Below are 19,912 nucleotides of genomic sequence, written 5' to 3'. Positions count from 1 at the left end.
CTTGCTCCCGTTTTAAAAGCAGGTTTCTGTTGAAATGAGTTTTGCTTTCTATTTGAGGCTTGTATCTAAATTTACATGAACGTCAAAAGATAGCTTTGTTGGTTGAACGCTCAAGCTATGTTGTTGTTCTTTAAGTATTAAGTTTGGCGTTCAAGCAGGGGACAAAAGCGTGTCTCCTGCACCCGCGCTTTTCCGCAGCATAAATTGCCCGCGTTGCGGGTTCCCTCGGTTGTCATTCCGGCGGACGGGTCGGCTTTAGGCTACAGGTCCCTGTAGCCGGACGCCTTTCGCCGCCGTCCTGGCGGCTCATCCCTGCCTCCATTCCGCCCTCAGCAATTCATGATGCTCGGGGGGAAGGTCAAAGACAAAGACAAAAGAAATAGAGAAATAAAACCAGAATTAAAACCTCAGGATTTTATCAATTAATCATTATTTTTTATCAGTAGCCTTTGACGTTGACCTTCCCAGAGCGTCATGACTCGCTGAGCGAAGAACGCAGGCAGGGGCGAACCGCCAGGATGGCGGTGAGAGGCGTCCGCCCACATGGATGTGGGCTAAAGCCGACCCGTCCGCCGGAGTGATGAGTGAAGGCACCGGCGCAGCCGGCGAGAAATGCCGCGAAAAAGCCCGGGTTCAAAGGGCCGCGGCGACTGGCGGCCCTTTGTCGGTTGAGGCTGCGAGGCTCCAGTAGAAAAACACACTCATATCAACCGAAACCCGCTCCGAGCTTGCTTTTAAAAAGGAGCTTGCTTTTAAAAAGGAGCTTGCTTTTAAAACGGGTGCAGGGCCGCGCTTAAGGCCATGCTTGGATGCCTGCGTCACAGCAGAAGAAAAAACCAAGCCAAAGCCTCCAACCAACAAAGCTATCTTTTAGCTAACGCTCGCGCCTAAGCGTCAGGTTGAAAACAAAACTCATTCTGTGATCTCCCCCATTTTCATCTTTGCCATTTTGCCAATACGTTTTGCCGGGTGGCAACTACCGGAAGGTCACCGATACCCCCTTTACTTATACTGCATGCATAGTTTGATAAGGAAAGGCCATTATGACCGTTCGTAACATCGCCGCTATCGATCTCGGTGCCTCCAGTGGCCGGGTTATGCTCGCCAGTTATCACACTGGCACGCGCCGTATCGCGTTAAAAGAGATTCACCGCTTTGCTAACCAACTGACGCGTGCTGAAGGACATGACATTTGGGATGTCGAGTATCTGGAGCAGCAGATGCTGACCGGTCTGATACAGATTGATCAATCCGGTATCCAGCTCGACAGCATTGGTATCGATACCTGGGGTGTGGACTTTGTTCTGCTGAATAAAGAAAACGAACGGGTTGGGCTGCCGATTGCCTATCGCGATCGCCGTACCGATGGCGTAATGGCGCAAGTAATAAAAGATCTGGGGGCAGAGAAACTCTACAGCCTGACCGGCATCCAACTCCTGCCATTCAATACGCTCTATCAATTGAAAGCGCTCACCGAGCAACAGCCGGAACTGATTGAACAGATTTCCCATATGCTGTTAATGCCGGACTACTTCTATCATCGCCTGACCGGTGCGTACAACTGGGACTACACCAACGCCAGTACCACGCAACTGCTCAATATTGACAGCGGTGATTGGGATCAAACCCTGCTCGACTACCTGGGCATTCCGCGCCACTGGCTGGGTAAACCGAGCCAGCCGGGAACTTCGCTGGGTCACTGGGTCAGCCCGTCTGGACGGAAAGTGCCGGTTACGTCCGTCGCCACCCACGACACCGCCAGCGCAGTAGTGGCTGCACCGCTCACCAATGAACGTTCCGCTTACCTGAGTTCCGGAACCTGGTCACTGATGGGAATTGATAGCAGTAAACCCTTTACCGATGCCCGCGCGCGGCAGGCCAACATCACCAATGAGGGTGGTGTTGATGGCCGTTACCGCGTGCTGAAAAATATTATGGGGATGTGGCCGTTGCAGCGGATCTGCAAGGAACTGGAGATCAAATCGGTTCCTACCCTGATTAAGGACGCAGCCGATGTTCCAGCATTCACCAGCCTGATTAATCCCAACGATGACCGGTTCATCAATCCTGAATCGATGGTCGCCGAAATCCAGCAATCCTGCCGTGAACATCGGCAGCCGATACCCGAAAGTGCAGCGGAATTGGCACGCTGTATTTTTGACAGTCTGGCGATGTTCTACCGTCAGGTAGCGCAGGAACTGGCGACCCTGCAAGGCGAACCGCTGGAGCAACTGCACATTGTCGGTGGCGGATCGCAAAACGAATTTCTCAATCAGCTCTGTGCCGATACCTGCCAGATGACGGTCACCGCAGGGCCGGTAGAAGCGTCAACCTTAGGTAACATGGGTTGCCAATTGATGGCGCTGGGTGACGTTGCCAACGTCAGCGACTTCCGCCATTTGCTGGCAGAGAATTTCCCACTGCGCCGCTTCATACCAAACCATCAACCCGATTTAGATACTCACTGCCGCCGTTTTCAGGCGCTAAGCCACGCCCATGAGGAGTTTTTACTATGACAGCATCTATCGATCAGGCCTGGAAACTGGCTAAAGAACGCTTCGCCGCGCTGAATATTGACGTAGAGGACGCGCTGAAAAAACTGGATACGCTGCCGGTTTCCATGCACTGCTGGCAAGGTGATGATGTCGCTGGCTTTGAAAATCAGGGTGGCGCACTGACGGGCGGTATTCAGGCCACCGGCAACTATCCGGGCAAAGCGCGTAATGCCGCTGAATTACGTGCCGATCTGGAGCAGGCGCTGGCGCTGATCCCCGGACCAAAGCGCCTTAATCTGCATGCCATTTATCTGGAATCTGACGAGCCCGTTGAGCGCAACAAGATCGAACCGAAACATTTTGCCAACTGGGTCTCCTGGGCGCGCGACAATAAACTCGGTCTGGATTTCAACCCAACCTGCTTCTCCCATGCGCTGAGCGCGGATGGATTTACCCTGTCGCACCCGGATGAAAAAATCCGTCAGTTCTGGATCGAGCATTGCCAGGCCAGCCGCCACATCTCGGCCTATTTTGGCCGTGAACTGGGTACGGCATCCGTCATGAACATCTGGGTGCCCGATGGCATGAAAGATCTGACTATCGATCGTCTGGCTTACCGCCAGCGCCTGCTGAACTCACTGGATCAGATCATCAGCGAAAAACTGGACATCAATCATCACATTGATGCGGTTGAGAGCAAACTTTTCGGTATTGGCGCGGAAAGCTTTACCGTCGGTTCGAACGAATTCTTCCTCGGTTACGCTGCGAGTCGTGGCACTGCGCTCTGCCTGGATGCCGGTCACTTCCACCCAACCGAAGTGATTTCCGACAAAATCTCCAGCGCCATGCTGTATGTGGAACATTTGCTGCTGCACGTTAGCCGTCCGGTACGTTGGGATAGCGACCATGTGGTCTTGCTGGACGATGAAACCCAGGCAATTGCCAGTGAAATCATCCGCAATAATCTGTTTGATCGCGTCCATATCGGCCTGGATTTCTTTGATGCCTCCATCAACCGTGTCGCGGCCTGGGTTATCGGCACCCGCAACATGAAAAAAGCCCTGCTGCGTGCCCTGCTCGAACCAACCGACCAACTGCGCCAGCTTGAACTGGCTGGTGATTACACGGCGCGTCTCGCACTGCTGGAAGAGCAAAAATCCCTGCCGTGGCAAGCCGTGTGGGACACCTACTGTCAATGCAGTCATGTGCCGGTTGGCGCGGATTGGCTGAAAAACATCCGTGACTATGAACAGTCCACATTGAGTAAAAGATAAGCCCGACATGTCCCGGCGTTGTCATGAGGAGAGAAAGATGATCCGCAAAGCATTTGTCATGCAGGTGAACCCGGATGCACACGCCGAATATCAGCGGCGTCATAATCCGATCTGGCCTGAGCTGGAAGAGGTGTTGAAGCAGCATGGCGCGCACCACTACAGTATTTTTCTCGATGAAAAACGCAACCTGCTGTTCGGGTTTGTTGAAATTGAGTCAGAAGCACGCTGGAACGCGGTGGCGCAGACCGAAATCTGCCAACGCTGGTGGCAACACATGGGTGATGTTATGCCGTCCAACCCCGATAACAGCCCGGTCAGTGACGATTTGCGCGAAGTTTTCTATCTCGATTAATCCTTCCCTTTATGGTGGCGCAACTATTGTTATGACGTCAAAACGATTTCTTGCGCCACAACGACAGCGTCGCCATTCTCACTCCTGTGACATAACGCCACGACTTACGCTAGGCATTTTTGGCCTATAGCGTAAAATAGCGGGCATAGTGTGACAAATAATAAAGGGGCAACAGATGTTCAATTTCGATTATTACAACCCGACACGCATATTGTTTGGTACCGAGCGTATCGCGGATATTGGCAAACACATTCCAGCAGACGCCAGAGTGCTGATCACCTACGGCAGCGGCAGTGCCAAAAAATTCGGTACCGTCGATGAAGCGCGTGCCGCACTCGGTAATCGTAAGATCCACGAATTTGCCGGGATTGAAGCCAATCCGCATTTCGATACGCTGATGAAAGCCGTTGATCTTGTGAAAGAAAAAAAGATCACTTTCCTGCTGGCCATTGGCGGCGGATCGGTCGTGGATGGCACCAAGTTTATCGCCGCAGCCGCGCTTTATCATGGCGACGTGTGGGAAATGTGGTCGAAGAAATTACCCATCAAACGCGTGATGCCGCTGGGGTGCGTCATGACCCTGCCTGCAACCGGTTCTGAATCGAATGGTACCGCTGTAGTGACTCACACCGGACTGGGTGCAAAAGTGGGATACAGCCATCCATTACTGTTCCCGCAGTTTGCCGTTCTTGATCCGCGCAAATCCTACACGCTGCCCGCGCGACAGGTGGCAAACGGCGTGGTGGATGCCTTCGTGCACGTTATCGAGCAATATCTGACCTATCCGGCTTACGGTAAAGTACAGGATCGTTTTGCCGAAGGACTGCTGCTGACATTGATCGAAGAAGGCCCGAAAGCACTGATCAAAAGTGAAAATTATAACGTCCGCGCTACCATCACCTGGTCGGCGACGCTGGCGCTGAATGGTTTGATTGGTGTGGGTGTGCCGCAAGACTGGGCAACGCACCGCATCGGACACCAACTGACTGCGCTGTATAATCTCGATCATGCGCAAACGCTGGCGGTTCTCCTGCCTGCGCTGCTGCACGTTCAGCGTGATACCAAACACCTCAAGCTCTTGCAGTACGCCGATCGGGTTTGGAATCTGCGCGAGGGTGGCGAAGAGAGCCGGATTACCGCCGCCATCGACAAGACGCGCGATTTCTTCGAAAGCATGGGGGTGAAAACCCGGCTCAGTGACTATGGCCTGCCAGAGTCCGCAATTGATGAAGTGATGGATAACCTGGAGCGTTTCAATATGCTGCCGCAAGGTGAGCACCAAGATATTGACGCAGTGGCCGCACGCCGGATTCTCAGCCTGAGTTATTAATACGCGGAAACCGTATGACAGCACGTGCGAACAGTGTGACCTATGGCATGCATCAGCGCAGCGACCGACCGGATTTCTATATCCGCGATCAGTCAGAACGCCCGGCGTTGATGCAGCCACATCGGCATGATTACTTCCAGATTCAGTTGAATCTCGGTAGTGATACCGTGCAGCATATTGGTGGTGCCATCCGCCCTTTCACCACGCGGATGGCCGCCTTTATCCAGCCACACCGTTTGCACTACATACCGCATCCACCGCTGGGGCGTTTTGTGGTGATTAACTTCGCCCCTGCTTTTCTGTTGCCACATTTGCCCTATGACTCGCTGGATCTTGACGATGTCCCCCTTGGCGAAGCCCCCGAATTGGCTCTGTTCCGTTTCCAGGAATACCTCGATTTCGTGCTGGCGGAGGAGGATTTCCCGCAGATTATCGCGCTGATTGACCAGATGCGCATCTGCGATCGGCAACGTGAATTCGGTACAGCACTGCGCCTGCGGGGCTATCTTCTGCAATTCCTTGGGCTGTTCAGCGAACACTTCCAGCAGGATTTACAGGCCCTGTCAGCCAACAATGCGGAGAAACGCGGGCAACAAGCGGCGTTGAACCGCACGCTGCGTTACATCCGCCAACACATCGCCAATCCGGATCTCAATCTTGGCGAGGTCGCCGCCGCCGCATTTCTCTCACCCAATTATCTCACCCACCTGCTGCGAAAATCGGTCGGCAAAACCTTTTCTGAACTGGTACACGAACGGCGTATGCGCCTTGCGCGCATCCGTTTGCTCACCAGTCTGGACAGCATTGGTACCATAGCCCAGTCCTGCGGATATATTGACGACGCCTATTTCTCCCGACGTTTCCGCCAAATCCACGGTATGCCACCGGGTAAATACCGCCAGATGCACAGCCATTCCCTCATCAAATAACCCGTATTCTACAGAATGCGGGTTTTCTCCAATAACTGCGTGGTTCTGTCCAGGTCTGGGGCGACATTCTCTGCCAGACTGTTTTCCTGTTACTTCATAGTGAAACCCTACAGGAAGAGAATCATGACTGAGTATGTTATTGCGCAACCTGCCCAACCCTCATTGGCAATTGTCGGTGAAGATGCCCGTTTCCCGGTTCGCCGTATTTTCTGCGTTGGGCGCAACTACGCCGATCATGCGCGTGAAATGGGTCACGATCCGGATCGTGAACCGCCTTTCTTTTTCTCCAAACCTCATGACGCACTGATCCCCGCAGAGGGCGAAGTCCCTTACCCTTCCCTAACCAGGGATTTTCATTTTGAAGTTGAGCTGGTGGTCGCTATTGGGATCGGCGGTTGCGATATCGCCCCTGCCGATGCGCAGTCACACATCTGGGGTTACACGGTGGGCGTCGATCTCACCCGTCGCGATCTGCAGGCTGACGCCAAGAAATCTGGCCGCCCTTGGGATTGGGCCAAAGGTTTTGATAAATCCGCCCCGGCCAGCCCACTGCTGCCGGTAAGCAAAATAGGCCACCCTGAAAGCGGCAGCATCTGGCTGGATGTGAATGGAGAACCGCGTCAGCGTGGCGATCTCGCCGACCAGATCTGGCCGGTCAAAGATATCATCAGTTATTTGTCACGGGCAGTGGCGTTACAACCGGGCGATTTAATCTTTACCGGAACCCCAGCGGGCGTTGGTGCGCTGCAACCAGGTGATGTCGTAACGGGAGGAATTGAAGGCATCAATACGTTCAGTTTCACCATCGCCTCCACCCCTCGCACACCAGCGACTATCAACGAAAAATAGACGTCAGCCGATCGGGTGGGTACGGCCCGGTCGGCACATTTTTTATCACTCGCCGGAATTGACCGCGTTGGCCGTTTTACGCTTGATTGATTGGGCTACCTTAGGGTCGAACTTCACCAGCAAAGCATAAATCAAATCCAGGACGAACAGTTGGGCAATCTTGGTGCCGATCGAATCCCCTTGCAGTTCTCCCTGGCGATTGCCATTGATCAATACCACATCCGCGCACTGGGTGATGTGCGATCCCATATTGTGCGTCAGCGCGACGGTCGTCGCCCCCGCTTCGCGCGCCAGCTTCAATGCTTTTACCGTTTCGGCTGAAATACCCGAATGGCTGATTCCAATAGCCACATCACCCGGTTTCATCAGCGCGGCTTGCATATACATGAAATGGTTATTGGTCGCGGCATCCACGCGCAAACCGATCCGCATCAGCTTGGCCTTTGCATCTTCAGCGGTGATGCCCGACGTCCCGACGCCAAACAGACACACTTTATCCGCCTGTCGCAATTGCGCTACCACCTGTTCCAGCGCCTCGGCAGAAAGCAGGTTTAGCGTTTCAGACATCACGTTATTGATCGTCGCCTGCAACTTGGCACCAATGACCTGCATATCATCCTCGTCCTGCACATCGGCATCAAGCAGGGCGTCATTGCTGCTGTCGCGGGTGGCCACCTCAATGGCGAGATCCATCTTGAAATCCTGAAAGCCTTTGTACCCCAGCATGCGGCAAAAACGAATGATAGTCGCCTCGCCCGTCTGGGTTTCGGAGGAAAGCTCCGCAATCGAAAATTGGGTGACGCTGGCCGGATCATGCAGAATATAAGCAGCAATCCGCTGCGCCGTGCGCGTCAGGCTATTTTGCATGGCACCCAATGCGTCCAGAATTTTGCCTGGTTTCAGTCGGGGAGTAATGGCTTGCACAGCGGACAACCTCATGAGTTGATTCGTTTATCTCAAGGGCATGATCGCACAGTTAGCGGTACCGGTGAAGAGTAATGGCAACTAGCGACACTTGAGTACCGTTGATGCCCAGCGTGCGGCACCCAACAATCCACTGTCCTGACGATGATGAGCCAGCGTCAGCGGTGGTCGGTAAAGCGCAGGCAGCGAGTGCTGGGCGATCCGCACCTGTTCTGCATATCCTGACGCCAACCCGACGCTGCCACCCAACACTACATGTTCGATATCCAGCGCCATCGTCATGTCGGCGATCATCTGGGCGATGGCATTTGCTGAGCGATTGAAAATTGTTCTTGCGGCGTCCTCACCCTGTGCGGCAAGGCTGAAAACCTGCTGAGCATTGAGCGGCGTTGCCCAGCCAGCGGTCGCCGCTGCAATGGCTGTCCCGCTGGCAATACTTTCAACGCAACCGCGCCTTCCACAGCCACAGTGTGGACCATTCGGGTCGGCCAGCGTATGCCCGATGTGCCCTGCCAATCCTGTTTTACCGATCTGCAACGATCCGTTCAGCACGATGCCGCCGCCGACACCAGTGGATACCGTGACGAACAGCAGATTGTCGATCTGCCCATTGAGGGACAAATATTCCGCCCACGCGGCTGCCTGACCATCATTCAGTAACACCACCGGCAGCGCGCTGCATGCCTCCAGGCATTCAGCCAACGGAAAGTCCGCCAGTCCGCCCAGATTGGCAGGATTCAGCGCTGACAGTTTGCCATTCTGGATGATACCTGTTGAGGCAACAGCAATGAAATCGGCCTCGGCCCGCAGCGGTAAAACCAGCGATTCCAACGCGGAAGCCAGCAGGGTTTTGTTGCCACGCGGGGTAGCAATTTGTTGGCGGGCGCTGATCGCACCGCGTTCATCCACCAATGCAGCAGCAATTTTGGTGCCGCCAATATCCAAAGCCAAACACTGTGCCATCAGACAGTTCCTGAGTAATGTTGCGACGACTGGGCTTAGTTATAACGCTTTTACTCCAAAAAATAAATTAAAAAGGAGTTAAACTTCATTGAGGTCGATCACAATTCTCTTCGCAATGGATTGCGGCAAAAAATGGGACGAATTACCCTCACTGGAGTAAAACTTCATTAATAATTTAACATTGGAGTAAAAATCATGTGCAGTCATAAATCTCTCATCGCCTCGTTTCATAAAGGGCTGATTGTCTCCTGCCAACCCGTGCCGGGAAGCGCCATGGATAAACCTGAACTCGTTGCCGCCATGGCAATGGCAGCGCTGGCAGGGGGTGCCGTAGGGTTGAGAATTGAAGGGATCAATAACATTCTTGCCGTGCGTCAACTGACGGATGCACCGATCATTGGCATCATAAAACGCGATCTGACGGATACCGCAGTCAGGATTACGCCCTGGCTAGAAGATATCGATCGGCTCAGCGATGCCGGTGTCAATATCATTGCCTTTGACGCCACCGATCGCCCCCGGCCAGTCAGCGTTGAGGCGCTGTTTCAACGTATTCAATCCCACCAGCGGTTGGCTATGGCGGACTGCGCCACTTATGGCGACGGCGTTGCTGCCCACCAGCTCGGCATCGATTTCATTGGCACCACGTTATCGGGCTATACGGGCAATCACGTGCCGATCGAACCGGATCTGGTGCTGGTTTCCAGCCTGACGGCTGCCGGTTGCCGGACGATTGCCGAAGGCCGTTACAATACCCCGGCCCTTGCCGCCGAAGCCATTCGTGCCGGGGCCTATGCCGTGACGGTGGGGTCTGCTATTACCCGTATTGAACATATCTGTGGATGGTTTGACCAGGCTATCCGTCAGTCTTAATCCGGAAAACCCCGACCCCTGCTGAAGTAAAACTATACTTAGCCGGACGCGATTCATTTTCATTCACATGAGGAGACGCAGATGGCCAAGATCACCATCGTATATTACAGCAGTACCGGTAACACCTATCAACTCGCCCTGGCAGCCAAGGAGGGTGCCGAAGCAGTTGGCGCAGAAGTCCGCCTGCGCAAGGCAAAAGAATTGGCACCCGCTGTCGCCATTGACAGCAATCCCGCCTGGCGCAAGCATCTGGACGCCACCAAAGATATCCCTGAAGCCACGCCGGACGATCTGGAGTGGGCTGACGGCTATATTTTTGGTACCCCGACCCGCTTTGGTTTACCTTCCGCCCAGTTAAAACAGTTTATCGATCTTTGCGGTGGTAAATGGTTTGCTGGAAAATTGCAGGATAAAGTGGCAGGCGCGTTCAGCGGTGCAGGGAATATTCATGGCGGCCAAGAATCGACCCTATTGGCTCTGCAGAATGTGTTCTATCACTGGGGTGCCATTATTGTTCCCGTTGGTTACACCGATCCGCTGCTGTATGCGGCGGGCGGGAACCCTTATGGCGTCAGCTATACCGATGCCCAGGGCGCAGATCTGCCGGATGAGAAATTGGTGGCGTCCCGCTATCAGGGCGAACGCATCGCGCGGTATGCGAAAGTGATCTCCGCCAATCTGGCTTCGTTGACTGCACCTGGGAAAGAATGAGTGTGATTGCCCGATAACCGCCGCTTATCCGGCTTTCGAGGGGCTGGATAAGTACTTATTATTTCAGGTCGGGTAAAGGGTATTACAAGTCGCTGGTGGTATTGAGTACCATCCGTGTTGGGCGGGGGCAGAATGTTTTCAGTTAAAGTAACGAACATCCCTGTTCTTAAAATGGTATATTCCTTTGCATTTTCTATGGTACGTCGATTCCTTTCTATTTTTTACTTCCCTTGGTGTGGTAATGGTAATTACTGTGTCGACTCCCTTCTTTACTTCGGTCCTTTCTCCTTTATCATAGTAATTACCTGGCCGATTCCTTTCGTGACTTTAGTCCCTTTTTATCGCGATATTTTTCGCGTAGCGTCCTTTCTTTGCTGCTTTCCTTTTCCCTAGCTGCAATAATTATTGTATCGATTCCTTTCGTGACTTCTTTCCTTTTTCTTTATTACATTCATTACTGCGTAGACTCCCTTCTGTACTGCCTTCCTTTTCCCTTGCCACGGTTATCACCGTGTCGCGTCCCTTCTTCCTTTCTTCCCTATTATGAACATTACTGTGTCGACTCCCTTCTTTACTTCGGTCCTTTCTCCTTTGTCACAGTAATTACCTAGCCGATTCCTTTCTTTACTTCTTCCCTTACCTTTCCCTTGGTGTGAAATAATATTAACGGCTTATTTCCTGTTATGTTCGGGACTTTTGTCGCTTCCCTGTTGTGTTTTGTACTGAGTGTTTCAAATTGTAATTTCCGTCTAAGGGAAGATAATCAGGCTCCGGGTTAAATATGCCATCGAATCTTTATTACTTATTCCCTTTGTTTGGTTCCTGATGCTATGGGAACCAGAATAGCCCTTTATTTCGGCGGATGTTCGGGGGTTTTGTCGCGGGTGTGTTGTATTTTGTAGTGCATATTTCAACGCGTAAATCAGGAGGGGTATTTACACGGGATCTCTACGGTAAAACAGGCACCACCGAGTGAAGATGCAGAGACGCTGATCGTGCCTTTATGCAGCAGAATCACTTTCTCTGCGATAGCCAGACCGAGGCCAAAGCCACTGATGCCTTTCTCTTCATCCTCTGCACCCCGATGAAAAGGTTGGAAAATATTGCTGTATTCGTCAGGATGAATGCCTCGACCATCGTCTTCCACGGCAAACACCAGATGATTTCCTTTTCTCTCGGCAGAAATTTTTATCATGGATTTCGCATGCTTTTTGGCATTTCCCAGCAAATTACGGAATACATAGGGCATCATTTTCGTGTCGATTTCGAACCAGCCCAAATCCTCACCATAATGAGATTCAAACTTAAGGTGTGAAGCTCCCAGGCTGGCCGCGCTGACCTGAGCTTCAATCCAGGTCAAGACATATTGCTTGGAAGGAACGAGTTCTATTGTGTCACTGTCGATACGGGCGTAATTCAGTCCCATGGTAATCAGTGATTCTATTTCGTCTATTTCGGGGTAAATACGGCTAATGGAGGATGTCTCTGATTCTTCTTTCTTCTGTTCAAAATAGTCGAACAGCAGAAAACGGATGCGGGCAACGGGCGTGCGGAGTTCATGCGCCATCGCCTGGGTCATTTCTTTTCTGAATGTCACCAACCGCTGGATTCGATCGGCCATGCTGTTCATGGCGGTCGCGATAGGAATAAAAATCTCCGACGAGGCCCACTCGGTACGGGCACTAAAATCACCACTGCTCAGTAACAGCGCGGTTTTGCGCACGTTCATCATGTCTTTCCACACCGGTCTTAACCATAAATAGGAAAACAGGGCGATCATGAGCGCCGTAAGTCCCCAGACGTAGATGATGAGTTGCATCGTGGAAAGCTCACTGACCACTGACGGCGACTCCGGTGTTATCGGGCCAATCTTCAGCACATCGTTTGTGCTTCTGATTTTCTTCAATACGAACCCGTCAGACGTCAATATAATCACGCCATCCTTCAGCGATTGGTATTGTTCTGCGTCCATATGAGCGGAAAACACATCAATTTTCTTGATCGCCATGGGGTAGATAAAATAATCGCCCATGCTGTCGACTTCTTTTTCCCAGTCGGTGTTGGGATGCGCGAGGAGCCGCGCCTCGACCCGCTTCACCGCCTCACGCATTGACTCGGATTGCGCTGTCGCTACCAGTCTCTCCAGAATCCGCTCTTGTACAAAATCTATCGACAGATAGATCACCAGGGCAGAACAGAGCCAGAACAGATAAAAGCTAATAAAAGTCCGAGTTCTTATGCCTATTCTGCTTTTCATCTTTCCTGCCTCAACGTTGGATATCAATTCCAGCCATCGCGGTTCAGCAAATACCCTTTGCCCCGGACAGTTTTTATTTTCTGGGGTGAATCGACATCATCGTCCAGCTTTCTGCGCAGTCGTGATATATGGATATCGATAGTTCGGTCAAGCCCATCGAAATCTATCCCTTTCAACGCCAATAGCAGCATATCGCGGGTGAGCACCTTTCCTGGCTCACTGGCCAGTAACCACAGCACGTCAAATTCCGCCGTGGTCATGGGAATCTGTTGATCGTAGAGGGTAACGGTTCTTGAATCGGGATTGATGGAGAGTTGACCGAACGTCAGCGTACTGTTTTGTCGATCGTCTTTCGGCTGGGCAGGCTGATTAACCCGACGGAGCTGGGCGCGCACGCGAGCCAGTAACACCCTGGGCTCGATCGGTTTGATAATGTAATCATCCGCCCCGAGTTCCAGACCCAGAACCTGATCCAGACTTTCACCCATGGCCGTGAGCATAATAATCGGCCCGCTATAGAAGGGGCGTACGGCTTTGCAGACATCCATACCGCTGGCACCGGGCAGCATAATGTCCAGCAAAACCAGATCCGGCTGATGTTTTTCAATATAGGCTATCGCCGCAATACCATTGCCTTCGATAGTCACATCAAACATCTGCCGGGTTAAAAAATCCGCCGTCAAGGTCGCCAGACGGGTATCGTCTTCTACCAACAGGATGGTGGTTGATTTGGCCATAATCATCTCACAAGGATGCTATTACACTGAGAATAAGATCTTATTATCATTACCGCCACTCAAGGCAGCAATATCAATAAAATGGCTGGCGACAAAGCTGACCTGCAACGAAATTTACGCTATAACAAGAACTACTCATTGCACAGCAGAGGAGAAAACAATGGTCAATGATGCCCCGCAATTCTGGCGCGACGAACGCCTGCCTTTTGTTGAAACCCGGGCCATCGAAGACGGTCGCAAGCTGTGCTATTCGCTTCACAGCCATGAGTTTTTTTCTATCGGTGCTATCACTGCCGGCACCAGTACCTATATCAACGGAGACCAGCACCTGCAGGTTAACACCGGCGATGTGGTGATCATTAATCCGCAGCAGGTTCATGGCTGTAACCCAATTGGCGACCAGCGCTGGGCCTATATCATGTTTTATATCGACCCGAACTGGCTGGCAATGTTGCAGCAGGAAAATACCGGCAGCAAAAAAACCAGTGCGTTTATCCCCTTTGCCCAGGTTATTAGCCAGGATACCGAACTATTTTCCGGCCTGAATCAGCTTTATCAGGTTTTAACCAGTTCGGTCTGTTGTCATCTGGAAAAGCAGATTGCCTTGGTGGATTATTTTAGCAACCTGCCATTACGCTTGGGGATGGCATCGGCTCCCCCGTTAGAGATCAATCCAAAACTGGAAAGAGCCGCTGCGTTTATCAGCGCCCACTGCACCGAGTCATTGACGTTGGAGGCGATCTGCCAGGTATCGGCACTCTCACCTTCCTACCTGATCCGCTCATTCAAAAAACGCTATGGCATGACACCGCATGCCTATCTGGTTAACCAGCGTATCCAGTATGGTCACCGGTTGTTGAGGCGCGGCTTCCCTATTGCCGCAGCCGCCAACGAAAGTGGATTTGCCGATCAGGCGCACTTTCAACGCACCTTCAAGCATTTGCTGGCGGCCACACCCGGCCAGTATCAAACCCCTTCGAGCAACAAATAATAGGCGCTCAACACCAACAGCAATGCCATCAGGCGGTTAAAACGCCGCACGTTGCGCGGACTCTGCAATAGACGACTGAGCATCGCCCCGGCGTAGGCCCAACTGGCCACAGAGGCGTAGCAAATCACAAAATAGATCACAGCAAACTGCCACAACAACAGTATCTCCCCGTCGCCAACAAAGGCCCCCATACTGGCGATCGAAGCCAGCCAGGCCTTTGGATTCAGCCACTGCAACAAAGCGCCATACCAATAAGAGGGCTCATTTTGCTGCCCTCCCTGCCCCAATTGCCCATTATCGGTGGCAAGCTGGTAGGCCATGTAGAGCAGAAAGACCACGCCTGCCCAGAGGATTGCGGTTGTCAGCCCAGGCCATAGGGAAAGGATTTCATGTACTCCCAGGCCAACCAACATCAGCAATAGTGTGAAACCCAGTGTCGCGCCAGTGACGTGCCGCAGACTGGCGTTAAAACCAAACTGTGCCCCGCTGCTGAGCGCAACGATATTCACTGGACCGGGAGTAATGGAGGAGGCCAACGCAAAAGCGGCCATGGAAAGGTAAAGCGTCATAGTCAGCACCTGTAAAGAAAGTTACAGGTGCCAGCGTGCCGTGTTGCGAAGAGTGAGTATTGAACGAAATTGTCTTAAGTGGGATAGGAGGGCCACGGGCAGGAAAATTTTCGTTAAGCAGTATCAAAAGTCGAGCCTGTAGTTGCGCCCCGAGCTTGTAGTTGCCCCCCGAGCTTGTAGTTGCGCCCCAATCTTGAAATAGCGGCCACGTTGTCTACATCCTGACGTTATGAGGTCTACACTAGATCAGGGTAGACATTGATGAGGACACCGAAATGACTCAGGTTATACAACATCTTTGGTTTGAAAGAGACATGGAGGATGCACTGCGCTGCTATACCTCACTGATCCCAGGCTCGGAACTGGAATGGCAATCGGTGCTGGCCGCGGATACGCCATCCGGGCCAGAAGGCAGTGTCAAGTTGGCCGCATTCACACTGGGTGGTCAACGTTACAGGGCCATTGAAGCTGGACCGCTTGACCCCTTTAACCACAGTTTCTCTATTATCCTTGAGTGTGATGATCAGGCTGAAATCGACCGGTTGTGGGACGCACTGGGTGAAGGGGGATCTATCGAGCAGTGCGGCTGGTTGCGCGATCGTTGGGGTTTGTGTTGGCAGATCGTACCAAAATGTCTGGACGAGTTGATTAGCGGTCCCGATACGGAGAAAACCAAACGTGTCACGCAGGCTATGCTCCAGATGATCAAGCTGGATATCGCCGGGCTTGAAGCAGCAGCGCGCGGTGGTTAGGTGGAAAAACGTGCCTTATATCCCCGGCCTGAATGAAGGCCGAGGTTTTACGGCACACCAGATAAAGACATTTGCTAAAAACTATTCGCTGGTAATTTTGCGGGTGAGCCTTTGCATCAATACCAGTGAATGAAGGTCTTCACTTGAGGTGATATTAAATACCTGACCTTCCCGCGCTCCGGTTAAACAGAAGGATATCTGTGTTTTTCCAGCATCCATAGCCGTCTTGACCATGTCCGTCACATCAACATAGAGCCAGCCCATCGTAGATGACAGCACCGGATTAACGGAGGCGCTGTATTGGTCGCACGTCGGTTGTGTATTCCAGGTCACCGTACTGGCGTTCCAATTGTTATCAACGACATGAAAGAAAACTGCCTCGGAGTCTGATGTACTGACATTGGCACCGTAGATACGCAGCGCATAATTTAGCATAACGTTTGGATCGGATGGATACCCTGTGGACGCATCTGGCAGAGGGGGGATATCAACCTTGATCAAACCAATAGACTGTGGCTGCGTATTATCTGGCCCAGAATCATTCCAGGTATCCTGAGCCTTGACGATGGTTTCGGTACTGAAGTTTTTATCACTATCTGCGAGATTTGAGACATAAGTATCCTGCGCTACTGAATAGGCGTAGGGAATATTTGTGCCACAGTCCATACCCACATTCATACAGAGAACCGCCATGAATTCCGCTCCCTGGGTGGTCCAGGCATGCATGAAATCGCCATGCGCGGTATAGATGGAACCCCATTGTGCTTGCATTTTTCCATCAACCATTACAGGATCCAGCGACAACAACGTTTTACTCAAATCAAACGGCGTTGTACCTGGAATAATGTATGCCACATTCATATTGACTTGGGGCAGTTGAACCGGATGATCTGCCGGGCAGGTATTAGGACCCGTCGTATAGACCAGCGTAGGGTCATCGTAGGTTTTAGGAATCAACGTCTTACCATCCCAACAATTAGGGAACATGATTCCGATGTCCAACTGAACATGATCTGCCCCTGCCGCCGGGCCACAATTAGTGGTTGCTACAGAAGAATAACTGCTATTACTGCAAAGAAATGAAATAACACCATCATTGCTCGAAGTCCCTTCATGATTCCCTGCAAGGATCTGAATTCCCTCTGGGAATGGTTGCAAATTGGGAAGTGAACTACCGTTGGCCTGGTAATAAGTCTTCTGATATGCGGGTTTGATTATTCTTCCGTCGGGTAATTTCAACGCGGGTGCCCAATAAGCACTGGCATCGGCCGCGTTATTGCAGCTTGCGTTTTGGTGCGCTTTAAGGCTCGCATTGGTCGAATTGGCGTTGGTATGTTTATTACCAAAAAAATCATGCAGCATGGCCATACCCGGTTCGCCTGGCATTAAGATAGGATCATCAGCCAATGTATGGTCATAATCGCATTGAACCTGCGCCTGAGGTGCCGCCCAGCATGAAGTCGTGAGGATAAAAAGCACCCCTCCAAGATAACCCAAAGCTATTTTTCTGTTCATAGAATGTCCTAGTATGATGAAAGTCAGCAATAAAAATCTTAGTGATTGGAATCCATAAGATTTTTAAACAGGTTTTTCTTACAGATATTTTCTAAAGATAATACTTACCAACTAATTATCTAAATAAAATCTCCATTCCTTATTCATTCAGAGTAATAGACTTCATCCGGTTAAGATGGGCAAAAAACGCACTCTTGGTGAGTGGAAAATAAACACTTTCCTGTGTGATATTTTTATTATTTAATTTATAAACATGAGTATGAGCATGAAATCATTATTTTTAAGAAAAATATCATTTGTATTTTTATTTGCGAACACTGAATATTCTGCACGGTAAATAACCATGACGTTCTCGAGCGTCTCATTGTAATTATTTAGAGCCTATCCCATTAGGGCTATTTTATTGGCCATTTTGAACCTGCGCAGTGCTCAGACTGTCTGCAACAATAACGCCTACTGGGCTTGGCCCTCAAAAAGTTAGTAAAGTTCCTCCCGCCGTTGTCCTGATAGAAAGAAACCCGAAACAGTACCTTTTCAAGATAGGAATCCTCTGTGTATACTGTACATAAACACAGTATATTTAGGATTTCCATTATGCTTATTCAACGTGCCACAACGCTTGCGGAAATTGTCAAAATCCCCCTTTTTCAAGATAGCGTTTCCGCCGGTTTCCCCTCCCCTGCCCAGGATTATGTTGAACGGCGTCTCGACATGAATGAGCTCCTGATCTCGCACCCCAGCGCGACCTACTTTGTACGGGTGTCAGGTGACTCCATGATTGACGCCAATATTAACGACGGCGACATGCTCGTGGTCGACAGTTCACTCACGGCAAAACAGGGGAGTATTGTTGTGGCCTCCGTTGAGGGAGAATTTACGGTGAAAAAATTGCAATTGCACCCCACCCTGCAACTCCTCCCGATGAACCCGGCTTTTGCGCCGATTCTGCTGCACCATGAAGAGGATCTGGAGATCTTCGGCGTCGTGACATGGATTCTCCATGCCGCGCGCTAAAATGTTTGCCCTTGCGGACGTGAACACGTTTTACGCCTCCTGCGAGCGTATCTTTCGGCCTGATTTGCGAGGGAGGCCCATCATTGTGTTGTCCAATAACGATGGCTGTGTGATCTCGGTAAACGCGGAAGCAAAGAAGCTCGGGCTGAAAATGGGTGCGCCCTATTTTAAACTGCGCGATGAACTGCGCAGACATAACGTGGTGGTTTTTTCATCCAATTACGCGCTCTACGCCGATATGTCGTTAAGAGTGATGACTACGCTCGAATCGCTCGTCACCTCCGTTGAGGTCTATTCGATCGATGAGGCTTTCCTGGATCTCTCTGATTTCAGTGATTCGCCTTTATTGGCGCAATTTGGCCGCGATATCCGAAAAAAAGTCCATCAGGATACGCACCTAACCGTGGCTGTTGGCATTGCCCCGACCAAAACTCTGGCCAAACTCGCCAATCATGCAGCAAAAAAATGGCCGGGGACGGGGGGTGTGGTGGACCTCTCCTCGGCAGAACGGCAACGAAAACTGATGAACCTGATCCCGGTCGAGGAGGTCTGGGGAATTGGCCACCGCCTGAGCAAAACGCTGAATCAGATGGGAATCAAGATGGCGTTGCAACTCGCCGATTGCCCGACAGCGCTGATCCGCAAACATTTCAGCGTGGTGGTTGAGCGCACAGTACGCGAGTTGCGCGGTGAGTCTTGTCTACAGGCCGAAGAGTTCGTCCCCACCAAACAGCAGATCCTCTGCTCTCGCTCATTTGGCGAGCGCATCACCGACTATCAGGATATGCGTGAAGCGATCTGTACCTATGCCGTGCGGGCGGCAGAGAAACTGCGGGGTGAACACCAGTACTGCCGCTATATTTCAGCCTTTATCAAAACCAGCCCGCACGATGCCAACGTCCCCTATTACGGTAATTCTGCCGGTATCACACTGCTTACCCCCACTCAGGACAGCCGTGACATCCTCAATGCTGCCGTGCGTTGCCTTGCGCAAATCTGGAAACCCGGTTATCACTATCAGAAAGGCGGCGTCATGCTGGGGGATTTCTTCAGTCAGGGCGTCGCACAACTGAATTTGTTCGATGACTATCAGCCAAAGCGTAACAGTGAACAACTGATGCAAACGCTGGATGTCATCAATAAGTCGGGCAAAGGAAAGATCTGGTTTGCCGGCCAGGGGATTCAACGCGGCTGGGCCATGAAAAGGGAGATGCTGTCCCCGGCGTATACCACCAGGCTGAGTGACGTCGTTGTTGCTTACATCAAATAACACTCTCTTGCGGCCCATTCCTGCTGAAAACCGTCACAAAATGAACCGCAAACGCGAGCCCGGCAGTTAATCAAGCCTCTATGTAATAAAGCCTCCTCTGCATCACA

At 51.6% G+C, this 19,912-nt stretch carries 18 protein-coding genes; 12 read left to right on the top strand and 6 right to left on the bottom strand.

Annotated elements, in window-relative coordinates; genetic code table 11:
• Window positions 1-1,043: 1,043 nt before the first annotated feature.
• From rhaB to DRI82_RS19910, 6 genes are all read left to right on the top strand, one after another.
• Entirely contained in the window at window positions 1,044-2,516 is a 1,473-nt protein-coding gene (gene rhaB / locus DRI82_RS19935) for a rhamnulokinase (protein WP_114195655.1), read from the top strand.
• Window positions 2,513-3,769 carry an L-rhamnose isomerase gene (locus DRI82_RS19930; RefSeq protein WP_114195654.1) on the top strand — a complete coding sequence of 419 codons (1,257 nt, stop codon included), beginning with the start codon at window positions 2,513-2,515 and terminating at the stop codon, window positions 3,767-3,769. Before rhaB ends, DRI82_RS19930 begins: the two co-directional genes overlap by 4 nt.
• A gap of 37 nt (window positions 3,770-3,806) precedes the next feature.
• Window positions 3,807-4,121, top strand: coding sequence for an L-rhamnose mutarotase (gene rhaM, locus DRI82_RS19925; protein WP_114195653.1), 315 nt, complete (start codon window positions 3,807-3,809; stop codon window positions 4,119-4,121).
• 175 nt (window positions 4,122-4,296) lie between these two features.
• Window positions 4,297-5,451 carry an iron-containing alcohol dehydrogenase gene (locus DRI82_RS19920; RefSeq protein WP_114195652.1) on the top strand — a complete coding sequence of 385 codons (1,155 nt, stop codon included), beginning with the start codon at window positions 4,297-4,299 and terminating at the stop codon, window positions 5,449-5,451.
• A 14-nt stretch (window positions 5,452-5,465) separates the two neighbouring features.
• Window positions 5,466-6,380, top strand: a complete 915-nt coding sequence (locus DRI82_RS19915; RefSeq protein WP_114195651.1) for a helix-turn-helix transcriptional regulator — start codon at window positions 5,466-5,468, stop codon at window positions 6,378-6,380.
• 123 nt (window positions 6,381-6,503) lie between these two features.
• Entirely contained in the window at window positions 6,504-7,229 is a 726-nt protein-coding gene (locus tag DRI82_RS19910; protein ID WP_114195650.1) for a fumarylacetoacetate hydrolase family protein, read from the top strand.
• A 45-nt stretch (window positions 7,230-7,274) separates the two neighbouring features.
• On the opposite strand, the gene DRI82_RS19905 is transcribed toward DRI82_RS19910, so the two are convergent.
• Together DRI82_RS19905 and DRI82_RS19900 are read right to left on the bottom strand one after the other, a co-directional pair.
• Entirely contained in the window at window positions 7,275-8,168 is an 894-nt protein-coding gene (locus DRI82_RS19905) for a MurR/RpiR family transcriptional regulator (RefSeq protein WP_425452678.1), read from the bottom strand.
• A 66-nt stretch (window positions 8,169-8,234) separates the two neighbouring features.
• Window positions 8,235-9,116 carry an N-acetylmannosamine kinase gene (locus DRI82_RS19900; RefSeq protein ID WP_114195649.1) on the bottom strand — a complete coding sequence of 294 codons (882 nt, stop codon included), beginning with the start codon at window positions 9,114-9,116 and terminating at the stop codon, window positions 8,235-8,237.
• 195 nt (window positions 9,117-9,311) lie between these two features.
• Between DRI82_RS19900 and DRI82_RS19895 the strand changes: the two genes are divergently transcribed.
• Window positions 9,312-9,989, top strand: a complete 678-nt coding sequence (locus DRI82_RS19895; RefSeq protein WP_114195648.1) for an N-acetylmannosamine-6-phosphate 2-epimerase — start codon at window positions 9,312-9,314, stop codon at window positions 9,987-9,989.
• An 81-nt stretch (window positions 9,990-10,070) separates the two neighbouring features.
• Window positions 10,071-10,700, top strand: coding sequence for an NAD(P)H:quinone oxidoreductase (wrbA, locus tag DRI82_RS19890; RefSeq protein WP_114195647.1), 630 nt, complete (start codon window positions 10,071-10,073; stop codon window positions 10,698-10,700).
• A 922-nt stretch (window positions 10,701-11,622) separates the two neighbouring features.
• Here wrbA and DRI82_RS19885 read toward each other — a convergent pair.
• Together DRI82_RS19885 and DRI82_RS19880 are read right to left on the bottom strand one after the other, a co-directional pair.
• Window positions 11,623-12,957 (bottom strand): ATP-binding protein, encoded by a 1,335-nt coding sequence (locus DRI82_RS19885; RefSeq protein ID WP_114195646.1) that lies wholly within the window; start codon window positions 12,955-12,957, stop codon window positions 11,623-11,625.
• 23 nt (window positions 12,958-12,980) lie between these two features.
• A complete protein-coding gene (locus DRI82_RS19880) occupies window positions 12,981-13,694 on the bottom strand; it encodes a winged helix-turn-helix domain-containing protein (protein ID WP_211317696.1) in 714 nt (237 codons plus the stop codon).
• A 160-nt stretch (window positions 13,695-13,854) separates the two neighbouring features.
• On the opposite strand from DRI82_RS19880, the gene DRI82_RS19875 reads away from it, so the two are divergent.
• Complete coding sequence (locus tag DRI82_RS19875; protein WP_114195644.1) at window positions 13,855-14,685, top strand: AraC family transcriptional regulator; 831 nt, start codon at window positions 13,855-13,857, stop codon at window positions 14,683-14,685.
• Here DRI82_RS19875 and DRI82_RS19870 read toward each other — a convergent pair.
• Entirely contained in the window at window positions 14,661-15,254 is a 594-nt protein-coding gene (locus DRI82_RS19870) for a LysE family translocator (protein ID WP_114195643.1), read from the bottom strand. The genes DRI82_RS19875 and DRI82_RS19870 overlap by 25 nt on opposite strands.
• A gap of 275 nt (window positions 15,255-15,529) precedes the next feature.
• Between DRI82_RS19870 and DRI82_RS19865 the strand changes: the two genes are divergently transcribed.
• Window positions 15,530-16,006: a VOC family protein gene (locus tag DRI82_RS19865; protein WP_114195642.1), complete on the top strand. Its 477-nt coding sequence runs from the start codon at window positions 15,530-15,532 to the stop codon at window positions 16,004-16,006.
• Window positions 16,007-16,087: 81 nt separating this feature from the next.
• On the opposite strand, the gene DRI82_RS19860 is transcribed toward DRI82_RS19865, so the two are convergent.
• On the bottom strand, window positions 16,088-17,521 hold the full coding sequence (locus DRI82_RS19860; RefSeq protein ID WP_114195641.1) for a DUF1996 domain-containing protein: 1,434 nt from the start codon (window positions 17,519-17,521) through the stop codon (window positions 16,088-16,090).
• A 594-nt stretch (window positions 17,522-18,115) separates the two neighbouring features.
• Between DRI82_RS19860 and umuD the strand changes: the two genes are divergently transcribed.
• Together umuD and umuC are read left to right on the top strand one after the other, a co-directional pair.
• On the top strand, window positions 18,116-18,535 hold the full coding sequence (gene umuD / locus DRI82_RS19855) for a translesion error-prone DNA polymerase V autoproteolytic subunit (protein WP_114195640.1): 420 nt from the start codon (window positions 18,116-18,118) through the stop codon (window positions 18,533-18,535).
• 1 nt (window position 18,536) lies between these two features.
• Window positions 18,537-19,805, top strand: a complete 1,269-nt coding sequence (gene umuC / locus DRI82_RS19850) for a translesion error-prone DNA polymerase V subunit UmuC (protein WP_114195666.1) — start codon at window positions 18,537-18,539, stop codon at window positions 19,803-19,805.
• Window positions 19,806-19,912 lie beyond the last annotated feature (107 nt).

This window comes from Edaphovirga cremea (assembly GCF_003332275.1).
Lineage (GTDB): Bacteria > Pseudomonadota > Gammaproteobacteria > Enterobacterales > Enterobacteriaceae > Edaphovirga > Edaphovirga cremea.
Note: the sequence above shows the minus strand (reverse complement) of the source record. Positions and strands in the feature narration are given on the sequence as shown.